Annotated in this window: 12 protein-coding genes and 1 other RNA gene; 4 read left to right on the forward strand and 9 right to left on the reverse strand. The window is 60.3% G+C overall.

Annotated features, from left to right (window positions below; all coding sequences use genetic code 11):
• The first annotated feature begins 88 nt into the window (after positions 1-88).
• Complete coding sequence (locus CFBP1590_RS17500) at positions 89-1555, forward strand: aldehyde dehydrogenase family protein (RefSeq protein ID WP_088235604.1); 1467 nt, start codon at positions 89-91, stop codon at positions 1553-1555.
• Positions 1556-2228: 673 nt separating this feature from the next.
• On the opposite strand, the gene CFBP1590_RS17505 is transcribed toward CFBP1590_RS17500, so the two are convergent.
• Entirely contained in the window at positions 2229-2555 is a 327-nt protein-coding gene (locus tag CFBP1590_RS17505) for a YbaB/EbfC family nucleoid-associated protein (RefSeq protein WP_004886053.1), read from the reverse strand.
• Between the two features lie 61 nt (positions 2556-2616).
• Positions 2617-4809, reverse strand: a complete 2193-nt coding sequence (gene dnaX / locus CFBP1590_RS17510) for a DNA polymerase III subunit gamma/tau (protein ID WP_088235605.1) — start codon at positions 4807-4809, stop codon at positions 2617-2619.
• 222 nt (positions 4810-5031) lie between these two features.
• Here dnaX and CFBP1590_RS17515 point away from each other — a divergent pair, with 222 nt between their 5' ends.
• Positions 5032-6720 carry an acid phosphatase gene (locus CFBP1590_RS17515; protein WP_088235606.1) on the forward strand — a complete coding sequence of 563 codons (1689 nt, stop codon included), beginning with the start codon at positions 5032-5034 and terminating at the stop codon, positions 6718-6720.
• Between the two features lie 8 nt (positions 6721-6728).
• Here the strand turns inward: CFBP1590_RS17515 and CFBP1590_RS17520 are convergent, their stop codons facing one another.
• Complete coding sequence (locus CFBP1590_RS17520; protein ID WP_025996929.1) at positions 6729-7853, reverse strand: mechanosensitive ion channel family protein; 1125 nt, start codon at positions 7851-7853, stop codon at positions 6729-6731.
• Between the two features lie 459 nt (positions 7854-8312).
• On the opposite strand from CFBP1590_RS17520, the gene CFBP1590_RS17525 reads away from it, so the two are divergent.
• Positions 8313-9143 (forward strand): lipopolysaccharide kinase InaA family protein, encoded by an 831-nt coding sequence (locus CFBP1590_RS17525; protein WP_088235607.1) that lies wholly within the window; start codon positions 8313-8315, stop codon positions 9141-9143.
• Positions 9144-9302: 159 nt separating this feature from the next.
• Here CFBP1590_RS17525 and ffs read toward each other — a convergent pair.
• An RNA gene (gene ffs / locus CFBP1590_RS17530) (signal recognition particle sRNA small type) lies at positions 9303-9399 on the reverse strand.
• 204 nt (positions 9400-9603) lie between these two features.
• On the opposite strand from ffs, the gene CFBP1590_RS17535 reads away from it, so the two are divergent.
• Positions 9604-10092, forward strand: coding sequence for a GNAT family N-acetyltransferase (locus CFBP1590_RS17535; RefSeq protein WP_058431085.1), 489 nt, complete (start codon positions 9604-9606; stop codon positions 10090-10092).
• A gap of 112 nt (positions 10093-10204) precedes the next feature.
• On the opposite strand, the gene CFBP1590_RS17540 is transcribed toward CFBP1590_RS17535, so the two are convergent.
• The 5 genes from CFBP1590_RS17540 to CFBP1590_RS17560 form a co-directional block, all read right to left on the reverse strand.
• Positions 10205-11371, reverse strand: a complete 1167-nt coding sequence (locus tag CFBP1590_RS17540) for a zinc-binding metallopeptidase family protein (RefSeq protein ID WP_088236434.1) — start codon at positions 11369-11371, stop codon at positions 10205-10207.
• Positions 11372-11559: 188 nt separating this feature from the next.
• Positions 11560-13908: an NAD-dependent DNA ligase LigA gene (gene ligA, locus CFBP1590_RS17545; protein WP_088235608.1), complete on the reverse strand. Its 2349-nt coding sequence runs from the start codon at positions 13906-13908 to the stop codon at positions 11560-11562.
• 123 nt (positions 13909-14031) lie between these two features.
• A complete protein-coding gene (zipA, locus tag CFBP1590_RS17550) occupies positions 14032-14907 on the reverse strand; it encodes a cell division protein ZipA (RefSeq protein WP_004886082.1) in 876 nt (291 codons plus the stop codon).
• 252 nt (positions 14908-15159) lie between these two features.
• Positions 15160-18648 carry a chromosome segregation protein SMC gene (smc, locus tag CFBP1590_RS17555; RefSeq protein ID WP_088235609.1) on the reverse strand — a complete coding sequence of 1163 codons (3489 nt, stop codon included), beginning with the start codon at positions 18646-18648 and terminating at the stop codon, positions 15160-15162.
• Between the two features lie 4 nt (positions 18649-18652).
• On the reverse strand, positions 18653-19312 hold the full coding sequence (locus CFBP1590_RS17560) for a GntR family transcriptional regulator (protein WP_057410986.1): 660 nt from the start codon (positions 19310-19312) through the stop codon (positions 18653-18655).
• Positions 19313-19404: the final 92 nt, after the last annotated feature.

Below are 19404 nucleotides of genomic sequence, written 5' to 3' on the forward strand. Positions count from 1 at the left end.
GCTTTGTTAGCTTATTGATATGAAACGGATTGGCCTTCACGGGCCGTCTGCTGCCGCCGATCTTTTCTCGCTCCAGGGAGCCCGCTGGATGACCATACATTCCCCGAACAGCCATCGCGTCGATCCGCACACGGCGCAGCAGTTTTACATCGATGGCCGCTGGTGCTCTCCCGCAGTTGCGGCGACGCTGCCGGTGATCAATCCGGCCACCGAAGAGGTTGTCGCACACGTCGCCAGCGGTACAGCGGCCGACGTGGATCGCGCTGTGGCAGCGGCACGAGCGGCCTTTGCCGGTTGGTCCGGCACTCCGGCAGACGTGCGGGCTCAGGTGATTGGCCGCATCCATGAACTGATCATCGAGCGCAAGGAGGACCTGGCGCAGGCGTTGTCCCTGGAAATGGGCGCGTCCATCAGTTCGGCGCGGGCGATGCAGGTGCCGCTGGCGGCCGAGCACGTTCGGGTTGCGCGGGATTTGCTGAGCACCTATGCGTTCCAGACCGTCGAAGGCAGCACGGCGATTCAGCGTGAGCCCATCGGGGTCTGCGGTCTTATTACGCCATGGAACTGGCCGCTGTATCAGATCACCGCCAAGGTTGCTCCGGCCATTGCCGCAGGTTGTACCGTGGTACTCAAGCCCAGCGAACTGTCGCCCTTGAGCGCATTGCTGTTCGCGCAACTGGTACACGACGCGGGTCTGCCTGCCGGGGTGTTCAATCTGGTGAATGGCAGCGGCCCGGAAGTCGGCGGCGCGATGGCGGCGCACCCTGACATCGACATGATTTCCATCACCGGCTCCAATCGCGCAGGTGCCCTGGTCGCCCAGGCGGCCGCTCCGACCGTGAAACGTGTCACGCAGGAACTGGGGGGCAAATCCCCCAACGTGCTGTTGCCCGACGCTGATTTCGCCAAGGCCGTGCCGCTGGGCGTCATGGCGGCGTTCCGCAACGTCGGCCAGTCGTGCAGTGCACCGACGCGCATGATCGTGCCGAAAAATCGTCTGGCGGAAGTCGAAGCGCTGGCCATCGAAACCGCCAACGCGATCATTGTCGGCGATCCACAGTCGGACATCACAGTGCTGGGCCCGATTGCCAATGAGGCCCAGTTTCATCGCGTGCAGGCGATGATCGAAGCGGGGCTTGGCGAAGGCGCAAAGCTGATCTGCGGCGGTCCGGGTCGTGTCGAGGGTTTCGAGAAAGGCTTCTATGCCCGCCCTACCGTGTTCTCCAACGTGAACACGTCGATGCGCATCGCTCAGGAAGAAATTTTCGGCCCGGTGCTGTGCCTGATCGCCTACGAGACAGTGGATGAAGCGGTGGCCATCGCCAACGACACGGTCTATGGGCTGGGCGCGCATGTGCAAAGCCAGGACCTGCAGCAGGCTCGAGCCGTGGCCTCCCGGATCCGCGCCGGTCAAGTGCTCCTCAACTACCCGGCCTGGAACCCGATGGCGCCGTTCGGCGGCTACAAACGCTCCGGCAACGGGCGCGAGTACGGGGTGCAAGGGTTTGAGGAGTATCTGGAGACGAAGGCAATTGTCGGGTTTGGCGCGGAGTAAGCCCGCCAGCGGACGTTTCAGCCGGAATCGCCTTCACACTGATCGTGCCCATGCTCTGCGCTCGTCGTTATACACAAGTCCGCAAGACGCGCAAAACGGGGGCCAAAACGTAAGCATCTGACTGAATGCATACCCCGTGGGAGGCGGCTTGCCGGCGATTGCGTCCGTTCAGTCGCTGATAGGTCGCTTCAGAAAAAGCATCGCCGGCAAGCCGCCTCCCACAGTAGTCCGTGGTCGCAGCAAGACTCGGGTATAACGCTGAGCACAGGCGTGGGCATGATCAGCGTGCTTGAGATCACGCTGATCGTTCCTACGCTCCGCGTGGGAATGCCGCTCAGGACGCTCCGCGTCCGCTCTCGAATGTGGCGCAGATGCGCGCCCAAGCTCCAGCGTTACCCACGTCATGCGCCTGGCTCACTGAATCCTCAGTCTATGCCATTTGTGACGCGGAGCGTCACGGGAGGCATTCCCACGCAGAGCGTAGGAACGATCATCACGATCAGTGTTGAGGCGGACTTGTGTATAACGATGAGCGCTCTGCGTAGGTACGCAGCCCGGAACGCTCCGCGTCCCATTTGTCTGGTCGCACAGATGTTTCAGTGCCCGGCACAATCCTGCGGCCCAAAAAAATGCCAGGCACATGGCCTGGCATTGATACCCGCAACAGCAACCGTCAGAACGGCAGCTTCATGCCTGGCGGCAGTTGCATGCCGGCGGTCATGGAGGCGGTCTTTTCCTGGCTGGCCTGTTCGATCTTGCGCACGGCGTCGTTGACGGCGGCGGCGATCAGGTCTTCCAGCACTTCCTTGTCTTCCTGCATCAGACTGTCATCCAGATTGATGCGCTTGACGTCATGACGACCGGTCATCACAACGCTCACCAGACCTGCGCCCGATTGACCGGTGACTTCCGCGTTGGCCAGTTCTTCCTGCATCTTGGCCATTTTTTCCTGCATTTGCTGGGCCTGCTTCATCAGGCCAGCCATGCCACCTTTCATCATGGGATATCTCCTCGAATATGGATGGTTCGTTTGCGCAGCGCGCGAAGCGCCGTGCCGTCAGTTATTGAGTCTGCGCTGCCGGAGCATCCACAGGCTTGATCGTATCTTCTCGAATCATCGCGCCAAACTGCTGCAGCATCTGCTGAATGAACGGATCGGCATGAATCGAGGCCTCGGCCTGGCGCTGGCGCTCGGCACGCAAACGCGACGCGGCCTGGGCAGGGGTTTCCTGCTCGGGCTTGATCAGCTCGATAGACAGATTGATCGTGCGGCCCGTGAACTGGTTCAACGCGTCGTTCAGACGACGTTGCTGGGTCGAGTTGAACAGCGCGCTGTGCGCCGGGTCGAGGTGCAGCAACCAGTGATCGCCCTCCTTGCCCATCAGCGTACAGTTGGCGGCGATGCTGCCGGTCATACCGGAGATTGGCAAGCCGGGAAACATCTCCAGCCATTCCAGCGCAAGGCCCGTGGCGGGCATGGCGGCAGGCGTCGGCTCGGGTTCGACCGGTTCGGCGTCACCGACGCTCTCATGCGCCAGCTCGTCCAGGTAAGCGTAGGACGCAGGGTCGATGTCCACATCCGGCTCAACATAGTCATCGTCCGGTGGCGGCTCGTCGTCGCGGTCCATCGGAGCTGACAGATACGCCACATCCGGAATGGCTTCGAGCATGGTCGGAGTGACAGCCTGCTCGGCAACCGGCTGGGGTTCTTCGGCAGGCTGTTCCTGCACCTGTTGTTCCTCGACCTGCGGCGCGTCCGGTACGGGACTTGCGGGCGCAGGCGTCGGCATGGGCGTCAGATCAGGCTGTTCGCCGAGGGTTTCCAGAACGGGTTCGGCAACCGGCGCTTCGGCGGGCTCGGCGACAGGCTCAGGTATTACATCGGCAACGGGCGTTTTCGGTTCGTTCCAGGGCAGATCGATTTCTTCGGCAGGCGCTGGCGGCGCGGGTTGAGCCTGTTCAGGCTCAGGCTTCACCTGCGCAGCTTTGACCGGAGCCGGTTCAGGCGCGGGCACCGTCGCTTCAAAGGCGGGATCGGGCGCTGCCATCACAGGCGGTTGGGAAGCCACCGATGCAACAGGTGTCGCATCGGCCACTGCCCTTTGGGAATCAGCCGTGGCCTGGCTGATCCCCACCGGCTTTAGCGGCTGCCTCGGCGCGTTCTCGCTATCGGCCGGCCGGAACGCCAGCATGCGCAGCAGCACCATCTCAAAACCGCCACGCGGGTCGGGCGCCAGAGGCAGGTCACGTCGGCCGATCAGGCCCATCTGATAATAGAATTGCACGTCTTCGGCCGGCAGCGCCTGCGCCAGAGCGAGGACGCGATCACGGTCGCCGTGACCGTTGTCGACACCCTCGGGCAGCGCCTGGGCAATCGCCACGCGGTGCAGCACGTTAAGAATTTCCGAGAGCACACCGTTCCAGTCAGGCCCCTGCTCGGCCAGATGGCGCACGGCTTCAAGCACGCCACGTGCATCGCCTTCCAGCAACGCGGTCAGCACATCGAACACCTGACCATGGTCCAGCGTGCCAAGCATGGCGCGCACATCGGTAGCCATGACCTTGCCTTCACCGAAGGCAATCGCCTGATCGGTCAGGCTCATGGCGTCGCGCATCGAACCATCGGCGGCGCGGCCCAGCAACCACAGCGCGTCGTCTTCGAACGGCACGTTCTCGACACCCAGCACGTGGGTCAAATGCTCGACCACACGTTCCGGCGTCATGTTCTTCAGGGAAAACTGCAGGCAGCGCGACAGAATGGTCGCGGGCAGCTTCTGCGGATCGGTCGTCGCCAGGATGAACTTGACGTAGGGCGGCGGCTCTTCAAGCGTCTTGAGCAAGGCGTTGAACGAGTGGCTGGACAGCATGTGCACTTCGTCGATCAGGTAGACCTTGAAGCGTCCGCGACTCGGCGCGTACTGCACGTTGTCGAGCAATTCACGGGTGTCTTCGACCTTGGTACGGCTGGCGGCGTCGATCTCGATCAGGTCGACGAAACGACCCTCATCGATCTCCTTGCACACCGAACAGACGCCGCAAGGCGTTGAGGTAATGCCGGTTTCGCAGTTCAGGCATTTGGCAATGATGCGCGCGATGGTGGTCTTGCCCACACCGCGCGTGCCGGTGAACAGATAGGCGTGGTGCAGGCGCTGGCTGTCGAGCGCGTTGATCAGGGCCTTCAACACATGTGTCTGGCCGACCATTTCGCGGAACGAGCGCGGACGCCATTTACGTGCAAGAACCTGATAACTCATTGAAAACCGTCGCGACTGGTAAGCGGAAGACCGCCAATGCTAGCCGAGCAGGGACAAAATTGCATCCGGTGTCCTGCTTATTGTGACCTGACGGCCGAATTTGCCCGTTCGTGAACATGTTTTCATCAATAGAGGCTGTTCGCGCTGTAGCAATAGCGTCATATTCCATCGCTACGCTCGCCTGAAATCTTTGGTAACACATAATTCAGACAGGTATTCGCGATGACCGACAGACCCGACGACGAGTCCACCCTCCACCCCAGCCGTCGTCGCTTTCTGGGCGGCATGGCAGCATTGGGCGCAGGCGTTACGCTGAGCAGTTACGTCACCGCCGGTGAAAAGCCACCTGCCGCAGCCGAGAAGCACCTGACCGGCGCAGCCCTGGACAAGGCCCTGCGCGACAACGTCAAGACAGTCGTGGTGATCTACGCGGAAAACCGCAGTTTCAACAACCTGTTCGGCAACTTTCCAGGCGTGGAAAAGCCGCTGTCTTCCCTCAAGGCCGCTGATTATGAACAACGTGACCGCGATGGCAGTCTGCTGAGCAAACTGCCGCCCGCCTGGGGCGGCGTGCTGCAGGTCGGTCCGCAGAGCGTCGATGGCGTGACCTACCCGGCTGGCGTGCAGTTTCAGGAAAACCTGCCCAACGCGCCCTTCCCGCTCAAGGGTCCGAACAATGAAGACCTGCCGCTGAGCCTGGTCACCCGTGACCTGTGGCATGTGTTCTATCAAAACCAGATGCAGATCAACGAAGGCAAGAACGACCGTTTCGTGGCCTGGGCCGATTCCGGCGGACTGACCATGGGCCAATATGCGCAGACGCAATACTCACTGCGACTGTGGGACGTGGCGAAAGAATTCGTGCTGTGCGACAACTTTTTTCAGGGCGCTTTCGGTGGCTCGTTCCTCAACCACCAGTACCTGATTTCAGCAACGGCGCCGATCTATCCCGATGCCGCCAACTCGCCCGCCAAATCGCAGATCGCCACGCTGCAAAGCGACAACCCGGAAGACCCGCGCCTCAAGCCGCTGGACAAATCCCCCGCCAGCGCCATGGAAGGACCGCCGCAATTTGGCCCCAGCGCGATCACCCCGGATAACTATGCGGTCAACACCCTGGCCCCGCCCTACTGGCCGACCTGGCTGCGCGACCCGCAGAACCCCGATTATTCCAAACCGGATCTGGCCAACGTGCTGGTACCGCAGAATCATGAGCACATCGGCGACAAGCTGTCGAAGAAGGACATCGACTGGGCGTGGTACGCAGGCGCCTGGCAGGTCACGCTGGATGAATTCAAGGATTCCACCGGTATCCCGAAGATCCCCAACTTTCAATACCATCACCAGCCGTTCAACTACTTCGTAAAGCAAGGCCCGCAGAACCCTGCCGAGCGTAAACGCCGGTTGCGTGATGGTGGCCTGGGTGACGAAGCGAGCACCAATCGTTTTCTGGCCGATGCCCAAGCAGGCAAGCTGCCCGCCGTTACCTTCTATAAGCCTCAGGGCAACCTGAACATGCACGCAGGCTATGCCGACGTGGCGTCGGGCGACCGACACATAGACCGTGTGGTCAAGGTGCTGCGTAACAGTCCGCAATGGGAAAATATGGTGATTGTGATCACCATGGATGAGAACGGCGGCTGGTGGGACCACGTTGCACCGCCCAAGGGCGACCGTTTCGGCCCCGGCACACGGATTCCGGCGCTGGTCATCTCACCGTTTGCCCGCAAAGGCACGGTCGACCACACCGTTTACGACACCGCGTCGATCCTGCGCCTGATCACTCGCGTTCACGGCCTGGAAAAGCTCGACGGCCTCAAGCGTCGCGACGACGCAATGGTCGCCCGGGGCCAGCAGCCTATGGGCGACCTCACCAACGCCTTGCAATTCAGCAACCATCACAAAGCCTGAATCGGCTGTCAGGCCTGAGCCTTGTCCATTTCCAGAGCGGTCCGCTTCGACGCTCTGGACTCGGGCAGGGACGCCACATACACCGTGCGTGACGGGAAGGCAAAACGCACATCCATGTCGGCAAACGCTTCCATGATTTCCAGATTGATCGTCTGCTGCACGTCCATATAGACGTTGTAGCTGGGGTCGAGCACGATGTAGACCGTCTCGAACTCCAGCGACGTCTCGCCAAAACTGCGGAAGTGCGAACGGTCGAAACGCGCGTTCTTCAGGCGGCGAATGATCTCTTCGACCTTCTTCGGTACTTCACGCACCTGGTCAACGGAACAATCGTACGTCAGCCTGAAATCGAAGACGATGCGCCGCTCTTGCAACCGCTTGTAGTTCTGAATGGTGCTGCCGATCATGTCGGCATTGGCCATGACGATCTGCTCGCCGCCCAGACTGCGAATGCGCGTGGTCTTCAGGCCAACGTGTTCGACGGTACCTGAAAGCGAACCCACGACAATGAAGTCGCCAATCTCGAACGGTTTATCCACCGCGATGGCCAGCGAGGCGAAGACATCACCGAGAATGTTCTGTACCGCCAGCGCCACGGCGATACCGCCCACGCCGAGACTGGCCACAAACGCCGTGATGTTGACCCCGACGTTGGACAGCATCGCCATCAGCACCGTGGCCCACAACAGCACCTTCGCGCCCCAGAGGCTCAAGGTCGCCAGCGCACTGCCTTGAAAGGTGCTGGTTGTGCTGTGCCGTGCAAAATAACGATACAGCGCTAGCGCAATCGCCCGATTCGCCCACAGCCCGACCTGCAACGCCGCGACCACGAACCACAGGCTGCTGACACGTCCGAGCCAGCGCTCCGGCAGGTCGAGCATGCCGACGCCGATCAGCAGTGACGCCAGCAATATCAGTGTATTGCTGGTGCCGGATAACACCTCGACGGCGATGTAACTCAAATGCGCGTTGGGCGCGGAGGATCGTGTGCGGATCTTGCGCAACACAAAGCCGATCGCACCGCGAACCAGAATGAAGCTCAGCGTCGAAGCGACGATAGCCAGAATCCAGTTTGCCAGCGATATGCCCAGAAATTGCGAGTCTGTAAAAAAGACGATGATGTCATGTTCCATTAGGTCCCCCGGCTGCATGGCTGCGAGACGCCCGACCGAAAAGCCTTTGACACCCGCAGCGACCTGATATGCCCCTTGCCGTAACACGGTTTCAAGCGACGCGTAGAGGATTAGGTGGCATTAGTGCCAAGGCGTTCAGTGCAATTTTCTGTACATTCATCCAACCATCTGCATTGGCGGAAAATTTGCAGACAAATAGGCAAACTTGAACTAAGGATCTGCTGAAACCTGCCGATACGCCTCGCTCAGGCGTCCTGTAAGGAGCAGCCTAGAGCGCTTACGGCATATAATTGGGCACTCATCGCACTCATGCACTGAAAGCGTGAACATCACCATTAACAGCCCGAATTGTCGAACAAAAAGACAATGCTTCAACTAATCGCAAGACACTAGTTACTGCCTTACATATTCAGAGCTGAACCACTCAGCCTTTCACGCACACCCGGAATGGACTCGATCATGCTTTCGGTATCGACAGCACTTTCCAGCTTTTTGCATACGCATCAGGTGGAGAACGCAACCTTTCACTTCAACCAGCCACCTTCCGCCGAACTGCTCGACTCCGTCAGCCGCTGGTTCGACCAGCCCAAGAGCAAATCCCGCAAGCGCATCAGCGGACCGCTACTGGCCGGCGAAACCCGGCTATTTGCCAAATCCCAATTGCTGGAAAGCCTGAAATCCCGCTTGCGCGTGACGCTCGGGCGACAGACCGCCGACGGCCGATATGACTGGGCAGTGGAAGAACTGCACAACACCCTGGCCGCCAGTCAGCGCGGGATACCCTCGCCTTCCATCATCGGCTTCGGTTACATCCGCCGCGGTCTGGGCCTTGTACAGGAAACCCTGCTGCTGACCGAACTGCTGGACGGCTATTGCGACGGCCAGGACTGGCTTGAGCAACATCCGCAACGCGTTCAGTGGTTCGTGGAACATGCACTTGAGCTGCTGCAACGCAGCAATGCCAAGGGCATCTACCACATGGACTTCTCCGCGCTGAACATCATGCTCGACGAGAACAACGCCGAACCGATGAAAGTCATCGACATGGAAAACTGCTTTGTCGGGCCGACACCCTACTCTGCCGAAACGCTGGCCTTTCAAACGGGCTTTCTCTATCGACGCGGCTTGTACAAGTTCATTACCGAAGCGGACTACGACAGCCTGATTTATCGAATGACCCAGTGTGATGACGTCGAGATGAGCCGCTTCGAAGCGCTTTATGACGTCTGCAAACACGAGAACATAGGCCGCAAGGAACGCCGCCGGATATTTCTTGAGGGTGGGCTGTAGGAAGACAGATGCACTGAGCGTTGGCGTCGATTATCCAGGGAACGGATATCGATGGCTGATGCGACGACATGACTGAACGGAAGATCCAGATCGAGTGCTTGGACAGAGGCTGGGTATATTGCTGCGTCGAGGACCGACAGAGGTTCGTTAAGGTGGTGCCCCCACCAGCCACACCCCGGCACACAATGTTCCCGCTGTGGCTGCTTCCTTCCGGATCTGACCAGGTTCACGGGTAATCGTTGCGGGGGGACCGATGGGGTCACCATAACGACGCTCACCAGTTGGCGAGCCGCGCCATTGTACCGGTCTGGAGCGAGTTTACAACCACTGGTTTGGATAAAAATTTCGATCAGGCTCAAGCACTTGTGTGACGGGGCCGGGACGAGCTCCGAGCGCTGGAAGAGAGGCAGAATGATCCTGTACCCTGCCCTTCCGATCATCATCAGCCGACAGGTTGCCCATGCAGACTCGATTGGTCAGCTACGAAGCACTTACGCCGACTCAATGCCGACAGCTCGAAACGCTCCAGATCGCGCCGGAACAGATCCAGTTCTCGGGCGATATCCACGCTGCGCTCAATACCCTGCTGGTCAATCCCAGCGCTGACATCGCAGGCTTCGTGTTTTTGGTTGATGAAGTGCCCAAGGGCTTTTTCATGCTCAAGCGTGGGGATTGCCTGCCGCATTGGGCATTGGAGGACGCGACCGCGACCTTGCACGCGTTGCAGATTGATCGTCGAGAACAGGGCAAAGGACTGGGCAAGGTGTGCCTGAAGGCGTTGCCAGCAGCGTTGAGCCTGAAGTGGCCGGACATCCAGCAACTGATGCTGTCGGTGGATGCCGACAATGCAGCGGCAATCGGTTTGTATGTCGGACAAGGCTGGATTGATACCGGCGAAGCCTATCGCGGACGGATAGGCTTTGAGCGACGGCTGGTGTTGAAGCTTTAAAGCTGGCGCACGCTCTCGTGGGAGACGGCTTGCCGGCGATGAACGATGAAGCGGATCACCTGATACACCGCGCCAATGTCATCGCGGGCAAGCGCGCTCCTACGGTCCGCGTTTATTGCGCCTGCAACACCTCGTCCGCCTTGCCACCGGCATCCTGAATCACCAGATGGATGAAGTGCAGTTTGGCGATGACCGCGGGCGGCAGCACGAACGGGTAGAAATCAGGCTGACCCATGCTGCGTGACAGTTCGTTAAGCATGCTGGCCAGTTCGATCCAGGCGTTGACGAACGACAGGAATGCCGGGCCGCCAGGGTGTTGTGGGTCGAACAGCGTTTCCAGCGGGAACGGCTGATAATCGAGTTCCATATCGCGGGCGCTCATGCCGAAGCCCAGCGCCGTGTCGACCGCGTCCATCATGTGCAGGTAATGCGCCCAGGTTTCGGCCCAGTCTTCCCACGGGTGCATGGTGGCGTACGCACTGACGAAGCTTTCCTGCCAGTTGTCAGGCGCGCCGTTCTTGTAGTGGTGATCCAACGCGTCGGCATAGCTGGCTCGCTCGTCACCAAACAGGTTGCGGTAGCTTTCCTGCCAAAAGGTATTGGCGATCAGCCGGTCCCAATAGTAGTGCCCGACTTCATGACGGAAATGGCCGAGCAAGGTGCGATAGGGTTCATGCATCTGCACGCGCATGGCTTCGCGGTGTGCGTCGTCGGCTTCTTCGATGTTCAGCGTGATCAGGCCGTTGGCGTGACCGGTGGTTGGCAGATTGCCTTCCAGATCGACGCCGACAAAGTCGAAGGCCAGACCGGCTTCTTCATCGACTGTCTTGGGAATGACCTGCAGCCCCAGCGAAATCAGCTGCGCTACCAGACGCCGCTTGGCAGTCTCGACCTTACGCCAGCGCTCGCCGTTTTCCGGTACCGAAAGGTCTGGAATGGTACGGTTCAGGCTGCAGGCAACGCAAAACTCACCCATGTTGTGGGCCGGAAACAGCCAGTTGCAGGCCGCTGGCGTGTCGAGGTTGGCACAGCGCCGATAAACGCCTGCATCCGGATCATCGCTCAGACGCCACGTAGTAGGCTCAGCCCCAGGCTCCAGCGCCGCAATACGCCCCTGCTCAGGCAGATAGCCCAGCGCTGCCGAGCACGCCAGGCATTGGGTATTGGGGAAAAACACCGACTGTCCGCACTGGCACTGCCAGACTTTACTGTTGCGTTTGGTCTCACCGACGAAAGGCGCGGTGATACGTGAACTCAGTTGCTCGAAAAAGCGATACATGGCGATCTCCCGTGGGCCTTGCATGGACTAGATCATGTAGGGGCTTCAGGGGTTCAAAATATTATTCGGGTCAGTGAATAAAGGCGAAAGACGCAGGTTTTCGCGTCCGCTCTTGAATGTGACGCGGAGCGTCTCGGGAGGCATGCCCACGCGGAGCGATGGGCACGATCAACGACAGTACTGAACCCTCAATCCACCACCACACCCAGCTCGGTCAGGCGCGCCAGCAATGCATCCTCATCCAGAACGGTGAGGCCCAGCTCATTGGCCTTGGTCAGCTTCGACCCCGCCCCCGGCCCTGCGACGACGGTGTGGGTCTTCGCCGACACTGACCCGGACACCTTGGCGCCCAGGCTTTCGAGCTTCTCCTTGGCGACGTCGCGGCTCATGCGCTCCAGCGTACCGGTCAGCACCCAGGTCTGCCCGGCCAGCGGCAAGCCTTCCACGGCTTTTTTCTCGCTGCGCCAGTGCATGCCGAACTCTTTGAGCTGCGCCTCGATGGCACGTGCACGCTCGGCGTTGGCGGTGTCGTCAAAGAAATCGCGTACGGCCTTGGCCTGCTTTTCAGGCAGCGCCTGGCGCATGTCCAGCCAGTCCGCGCCGATGATCGCGTCCAGCGTGCCGAACTTCTCGGCCAGCTTCAGCGCAGCACCCGGACCTACCGAAGGCACGTGCAGCTTGTCGATCAGTCCATCCAGGGTGGTGCTAGCGGCAAATTCGGCGCCCAGCTCACCCTGATCCTGCAGTTGCAGGCCGCACTCGCCCAGCAGCGCGTCGATCACGTTGCGGTTGTGCTCGTCCTCGAAGAAGCTGTGGATCTCGTAAGCGACTTCCATGCCGATGTCCGGCAGGTAAGTCAGCACCTCCGGCAAGGCCTTTTTGACCCGCTCCAGCGACGCCAGCGAACGACCCAGCACCTTGGCCGTTTCCTCGCCGACATCCGGGATGCCCAGCGCGTAGATGAAGCGCGACAGCGTCGGCTGACGGCTGTCGGCAATTGCCTTGAGCAGTTTTTCGCTGGAGATTTTCGCAAAACCCTCCAGGTCGATGATCTGCTCGTACTCAAGCTTGTACAGATCGGCGGGCGAGCCGATGAGTTTTTCGTCCACCAGTTGCTCGATGGTCTTGTCACCCAGACCTTCGATGTCCATGGCACGACGCGACACGTAATGGATGATGGCCTGCTTGAGCTGCGCGCCGCAGGCCAGACGACCGACGCAGCGGTAAACCGCACCTTCGCTGACGGTTTCCTTGCCCTTGCTGCGCTTGACCAGCTGGGTGCGTTCGACATGCGAGCCACACACCGGGCAGGTCTTCGGAACTTCGACAGGCTTGGCAGTCTTGGGACGACGCTCCATGACCACCTGCACGACTTGCGGAATCACATCACCGGCCCGGCGAATGATCACCGTGTCGCCGATCATCAGACCCAGGCGCGCCACTTCGTCCATGTTGTGCAGCGTCGCATTGGCAACCGTCACACCGGCGACCTTGACCGGCTTGAGACGCGCGACCGGTGTCACTGCGCCAGTGCGTCCAACCTGGAATTCAACGTCCAGCAGTTCGGTCAGCTCTTCCATGGCCGGAAATTTGTGGGCAATCGCCCAGCGCGGTTCGCGGGCGCGGAAACCCAGTTCACGCTGATCGGCGAGTTTGTTGACCTTGAACACCACGCCGTCGATCTCGTAGCTCAGCGATAGGCGTCGCTCGCCGATGTCGTGGTAATAGGCCAGACACTCTTCGATGCCGTTGGCGAGCTTGAGCTCGCGACTGACCGGCACACCCCATTCCTTGAGCTGATTGAGTACGCCGACATGGGTGTCGGCCACTTCGGCGGAGATCTGCCCCAGGCCGTAACCACAGAATTCCAGCGGGCGGTTGGCAGTGATCTTTGAGTCCAGCTGACGCAGGCTACCTGCTGCGGCGTTGCGCGGGTTGGCGAAGGTCTTGCCGCCGATTTCCAGCTGGCTGGCGTTGAGCCGTTCGAAACCGGCCTTGGACATAAACACTTCACCCCGCACTTCCAGCACTTCAGGCCAGCCGGTGCCATGCAGCTTGAGCGGGATATTGCGCACGGTGCGCACATTGACGCTGATGTCTTCGCCGGTCGCCCCATCGCCCCGCGTCGCGCCACGGACCAGCGCGCCGTCGCGGTACAGCAGGCTGACCGCCAGACCGTCGAGCTTGGGTTCGCAGCTGTACTGAACCTTGCGGCTGCCTTCGGGCAGGTCCAGACCTTCGGTCACCCGACGGTCGAACTCGTGCATGTCGTTTTCTTCGAAGGCGTTGCCCAGGCTGAGCATCGGCATTTCATGACGCACCTGGGTAAACGCCGACAGGGCCGCACTGCCGACCCGCTGCGTGGGCGAATCAGGCGTGACCAGATGCGGGTTCTCGGCTTCCAGCGCTTTCAGCTCGTGGAACAGGCGGTCGTACTCGACATCGGGAATGCTGGGCTCATCCAGAACGTGGTAGCGGTAGTTGTGCTGATCCAGCTCTGCGCGCAGTTCCAGGATTCGGGTTTCGACGGCCTTCATACGGTGTTCTCTCAAAAAACAAAAGAGCAGCCTGGGCTGCTCGATCGGGTGGTTCTGTTGTACCGGTCTCCAGCCCTTGCCGAACACAGCGAATGCGGTTCAACAAGGGCTGGCACAGCAGACTCAGCCGCGACGCTGAGTCAGGGCGCGGCGTTCGAATTCGACGATGCGCTGGCGGTAGTGTTCGATGGTCTGCGCGGTCATCACACTGCGCTGGTCATCTTTCAGCTCGCCGTCCAGCTCATGAGCCAGCTTGCGTGCTGCCGCCACCATGACGTCGAACGCCTGCTTCGGATGACGAGGACCCGGCAGCCCCAGGAAGAAGCTCACCGCACGGGTGCTGAAATGGTCGATGTCGTCCAGATCGAAAACGCCCGGCTTGACCGCATTGGCCATGGAGAACAGCACTTCGCCGTTGCCCGCCATGCTTTCGTGACGATGGAAGATGTCCATCTCGCCGAAACGCAGGCCGCTTTCCAGAATGTTCTGCAACAAGGCCGGACCCTTGAAGCCGCTTTCGCTGCGCGAGATAACGCTGATGACCAGTACTTCCTCGACCGGAGGCAGGTCCTTTTCTTCAGTGATGATGTGGGTCGGCTTGTCGTCCGGGAAGTCGTCGTCACGGCCGGTGAACAGGCTCGGACCGCCCATGTCCAGATTCAGATCGCCCTGTTGCGGCTCGCCCTTGCGTTTCTTGTCGCTGTTGCTGCGCTTGGCCTCGCGAGCGTTCTCACGAACGTTGTCTCGCGGGCTGGCGCTCATCGACGGCAGGTCGTGCTCGTCCAGTTGCGGCTCTTTATGCGTATCCAGCACACGGGGCGGCCCCAGCACTTCGGCCGAGCTCGGTTCCTCGTCGTCCGGAAGGTTGGAAAAGCTCCGGTCCAGCCTGAATTTCAGTTTTCCCTTGCCGCCGCGCATACGGCGCCAGCCATCGAAGAGAATACCGGCAATGACAATTATGCCGATGACGATCAGCCACTCGCGCAGACCGATTTCCATGTAATCCAGTGCCTCTAATGAAGAATTCTGAAAATAAGGGCCTAAACCCCTTTAATACGTGGTGCCAAGTCTATGTTCTGACTGGCATTTTGCCCACGGAAAAATAAAAAGTAGCCGCTAAACTAGCACGACCAAAGGTAACTTTACACCGTCTGTTACACCTCTTTGGTGCGCAAATTGATATCTACCGCACGACCGTCACACTTTCAGGCATCCACAAGCCGTTTTCCCGGGAAAAACACCGGTCTCGATCTAGGCATCCACCAGTGCCATGGCCTCTTCCACATCCACCGCAACCAGCCGCGAACAGCCGGGTTCATGCATGGTGACACCCATCAGTTGATCAGCCATTTCCATGGCGATCTTGTTGTGGGTGATATAGATGAACTGCACGGTTTGTGACATTTCCTTCACGAGCCGGGCATATCGACCGACGTTGGCATCGTCCAGTGGTGCATCGACCTCGTCGAGCATGCAGAACGGAGCCGGATTGAGTTTGAAAATGGCAAAAACCAATGCCAGTGCAGTCAGTGCCTTTTCCCCGCCGGACAGCAAATGAATCGTGCTGTTTTTCTTGCCGGGGGGACGCGCCATGATTGTCACCCCTGTATCGAGTAAATCTTCGCCCGTCAGTTCCAAATAAGCGGAGCCGCCACCGAAAACTTTTGGGAAAAGTGCCTGAATTCCGCTATTTATCTGATCGAAGGTCTCCTTGAAGCGATTTCGCGTCTCCTTGTCGATCTTGCGGATCACGTTCTCCAGCGTCTCCAGCGCCTCCACCAGATCGGCGTCCTGGGCATCCAGATAGCGTTTGCGCTCGGACTGCTGCTGGTACTCGTCGATGGCCGCCAGGTTGATCGCGCCGAGGCGCTGAATACGGCCGGCAAGACTTTCCAGTTGCAGCTCGGCGGCCTGTTCGCTGGCTTCCGGGGTCAGCGTGGCGAGGACGCCGTGCAGGTCGTAGCCGTCTTCATGCAACTGGTCCTGCAAGGCCTTGCGACGTACTGTCAGGGCCTGCCATTCCAGGCGCTGCTGTTCGAGCTGGCCACGCAGCAACTGCGACTGCTGCTCAGCCTGGGTGCGGCGTTTCTCGGCGTCACGCAGCTCGCGGTCAGCGTCTTCCAGCGCGTTCTTGGCGATGCGCATCTCGTCATCGACCACCATGCGCCGCTCAAGCAATTCTTCCAGCTTAAGCCGCAGTTCTTCCAGCGGTGCCTCACCCTCTTCCAGGTTGAGGCTCAATTGCTCGCGCTTTTCCGTCAGGCGCTCGGACTGCATCTGCAGACGCTCCAGCGCCTGACGCGTCGAGTCGTGCTGCGCCTTGAGCGAGCCCAGACGCACCGCCAGTTGATGGCTGCGGTCCTTGTGCAGCCGGGCTTCCTGACGCACACGGTCAAGCCGTTCGCGCAGGCTGTCACGCTGAGCCTGCAGCACTTCCCGCTGTTCGGTATCCAGCGCCATGGCGTCGAGCGCGTCCTGCAATTCCAGACGTGACTCACCCAGATGTTCATGTTCAAGCGCGCGTTGCTCGCCCAGCTCGGCCAGCTCTTCATCCAGACGGGTACGGCGTAGCGTCAGCTGTTCGACCTTGGCCTTGGCTGCCGACAGCTGCGCCTTGAGCTCGCTCTGCTGACGCGTCTCGTCCTGCACGCGACGGCGCAGTTGCTCTCTTGATTCTTCCTGTTGCGATTGCTGTTCGCGCAGGCTCAACAGCTGTTCTTCCAGCGCGGCCAGCGTCGCTTCGCGCTCGTCACGTTCCAGACCGAGCTGCTGCAATTCCTGACCGCGAGCCAGCACGCCGCTCTGCGCTTCGCTGGCACGTCTTACCCGCAGGAAGTGACGCCCGACCCAGTAGCCGTCGCGACTGATCAGGCTCTGCCCCGCCGCCAGTTGACCACGCCGGGCGAGCGCCTCGTCCAGGTCGTTGACCGGGATCACCTGCCCCAGCCAGGCCGACAGGTCGATATCGCTTTCAACTTTGTCGAGCAGACTGCCTGCGACGCGCTGGGTATCGGCCCCAGCGCTCAGCAGGCGCAGATCGCCCTGCTGGAAGTTCGCCACGTCCAGCCCGTCGAAGTCATCGACCAGTACGGCCTGCAAATCAGCGCCAAGCACCGTTTCGACGGCCATTTCCCAACCGGCGTCTACCTTGAGACTTTCCGCCAGACGCGGGCGCTGATCCAGGTGCTGATCGCGCAGCCATTCGGCGGTGCCGGTGTCAGGGTCGAGGGCGGCCTGTTGCAGGGCTTCAAGCGAAGCCAGTCGGCCATTGAGGCGCTGCAACTCGCCTTGCGCCTGCTGCTGGTCCTGATTGGCGCGCTGCAAGGCTTCGCGCAATTGTTCAAGACGCTCGACTGCCTGCTCTTCGCCCATGTGCAGTTCTTCGAGGGTCATGTCACGGGTGGCGAGGTCTTCGCTCAGTTCCAGAATCGCCGCGTCTTCAGGGTCGGCAGCCAGCAACTGACGCTCTTCGCCCAGACGCCGCTGGCGCTCGGCCAGCCGCTCCATGCTCTGTTCCAATTGCTGGATGCGCGACTGCTGAACCTGAGCCTGACGCTGCGGCTCGGCGGACTGCTGATTGAACACATCCCACTTTTCCTGCCAGCCGTGCATGGCGGCTTCGGCGTCTTCCAGGGCGATGGCCGATTCTTCGGCGGCCGCGCTGGTCATCTCCTGCTCGGGCTCGAGCATCTCCAGCTCTTCGCTGAGTGTGGCCAGCAGCGTGGTGTCGTGCCCTAGGTGCGATTCGGTTTCCTGGCGGGCGCGCTCGGCTTCGCGCAAGTCGTCCTGCAACTGACGCAAACGCTGCTGGCCGTGCTGAATGCTTTGCTCGACGCGGGCGATGTCGCCGCCCACCGAATAGAAGCGCCCCTGCACCAGATTGAAGCGTTCGGAGAGGTCGTGATGGCCGTCACGCAATCGTTCGATGCTGGCATCGGCACTGCGCTGATCAGCGACCAGTGCTTCAAAGCCGACTTCCTGACCACCGATCACGGCTTCGCGCTGACCCACCTGTTCGTTCAACGCCTGCCAGCGCAACGCCGACAACTGCGCCTTGAGTTGGCGTTCTTCGGTCTTGTATTCCTGATACTTCTCGGCCGCCTGGGCCTGACGATGCAAACGCTCGAGCTGGCGCTCCAGCTCTTCGCGCAGGTCGGTCAGGCGCGCCAGGTTCTCGTGGGTACGGCGGATGCGGTTCTCGGTTTCACGGCGGCGTTCCTTGTACTTGGAAATGCCCGCCGCTTCCTCGATGAAATTGCGCAGATCCTCGGGCTTGGCTTCGATCAGCTTGGAGATCATGCCCTGCTCGATGATCGAGTAGCTGCGTGGCCCCAGACCAGTCCCTAGGAAGATGTCGGTGATGTCACGACGACGGCATTTGGTGCCGTTGAGGTAATAGCTGTTCTGGCTGTCGCGGGTCACTTTGCGGCGAATGGAAATTTCCGCATAGGCAGCGTATTCGCCCACCAGTGTGCCGTCGGAGTTGTCGAACACCAGCTCGATGCTGGCCTGACTGACCGGCTTGCGACTGGTCGAACCGTTGAAGATGACGTCGGTCATCGACTCGCCGCGCAGGTTCTTGGCCGAACTTTCGCCCATGACCCAGCGCACGGCGTCGATGATGTTGGATTTTCCGCAACCATTGGGGCCGACAACGGCCGCCATGTTGCTGGGGAAGTTCACCGTGGTGGGGTCGACGAAGGATTTGAACCCCGCCAGCTTGATGCACTTCAGACGCATGGGGTCAGCCTGCCGTCAATGCAGCGAGCACCAACTGACAACTGCGCTGGCCATAGTTGATGAGCACCACACGAATCTGCGCCAGATCGCGCGCAACGACGGCTTCAAGCAATTGCCCGAACAGTTCGAGGTAATCGCTCATCTCCGCCTTGCGCTGCTCGAGGGCCAGGAAATAGCTGCGACTCATGGACGGCTGCAGATTCTCGATGGTTTCCTCCAGATACGGGTTATTGGCGAATGGATACGCCGCGCGCATGACATTGAAACTTTCTTCGACGAATGCCTTCACGTCCTGGCTCTCCAGGCTGGCCCGAAGACGCTCCTGGATGGCCACAAACGGCGCAAGGTCCGCCTCGGTCTTCCAGTGCTCGGCCACGGCATTGGCCTGCAGAATGTACAGCTCACTCATCAGCGTGCACAGACTGGTGACGTTGTGGGCATTGAGCACCGTGACCTGCGCACCACGACGCGGCAGGATTGCCACCAGATGGCGGCGCTCCAGAATCAGCAATGCTTCGCGCACGGAACCACGGCTGACGTTCAACGCCTGCGTGACCTTTTGCTCCTGAATCCGCTCTCCAGGCTTGAGTTCACCGCGGATGATCCGTTCTGCAAGGTGATGGGCTATCTGCTCAGCGAGGCTGTCCGGTGCCTTGAACGTCATGAGTATCCTTCAAAAACCAGTTCTTCGTACAAGAGGCGGAGTGTATCGCAACCCAAGGGCATGGCGCAGGGCCACATTCCTCGAATCTGGCA

The organism is Pseudomonas viridiflava (assembly GCF_900184295.1).
Lineage (GTDB): Bacteria > Pseudomonadota > Gammaproteobacteria > Pseudomonadales > Pseudomonadaceae > Aquipseudomonas > Aquipseudomonas viridiflava.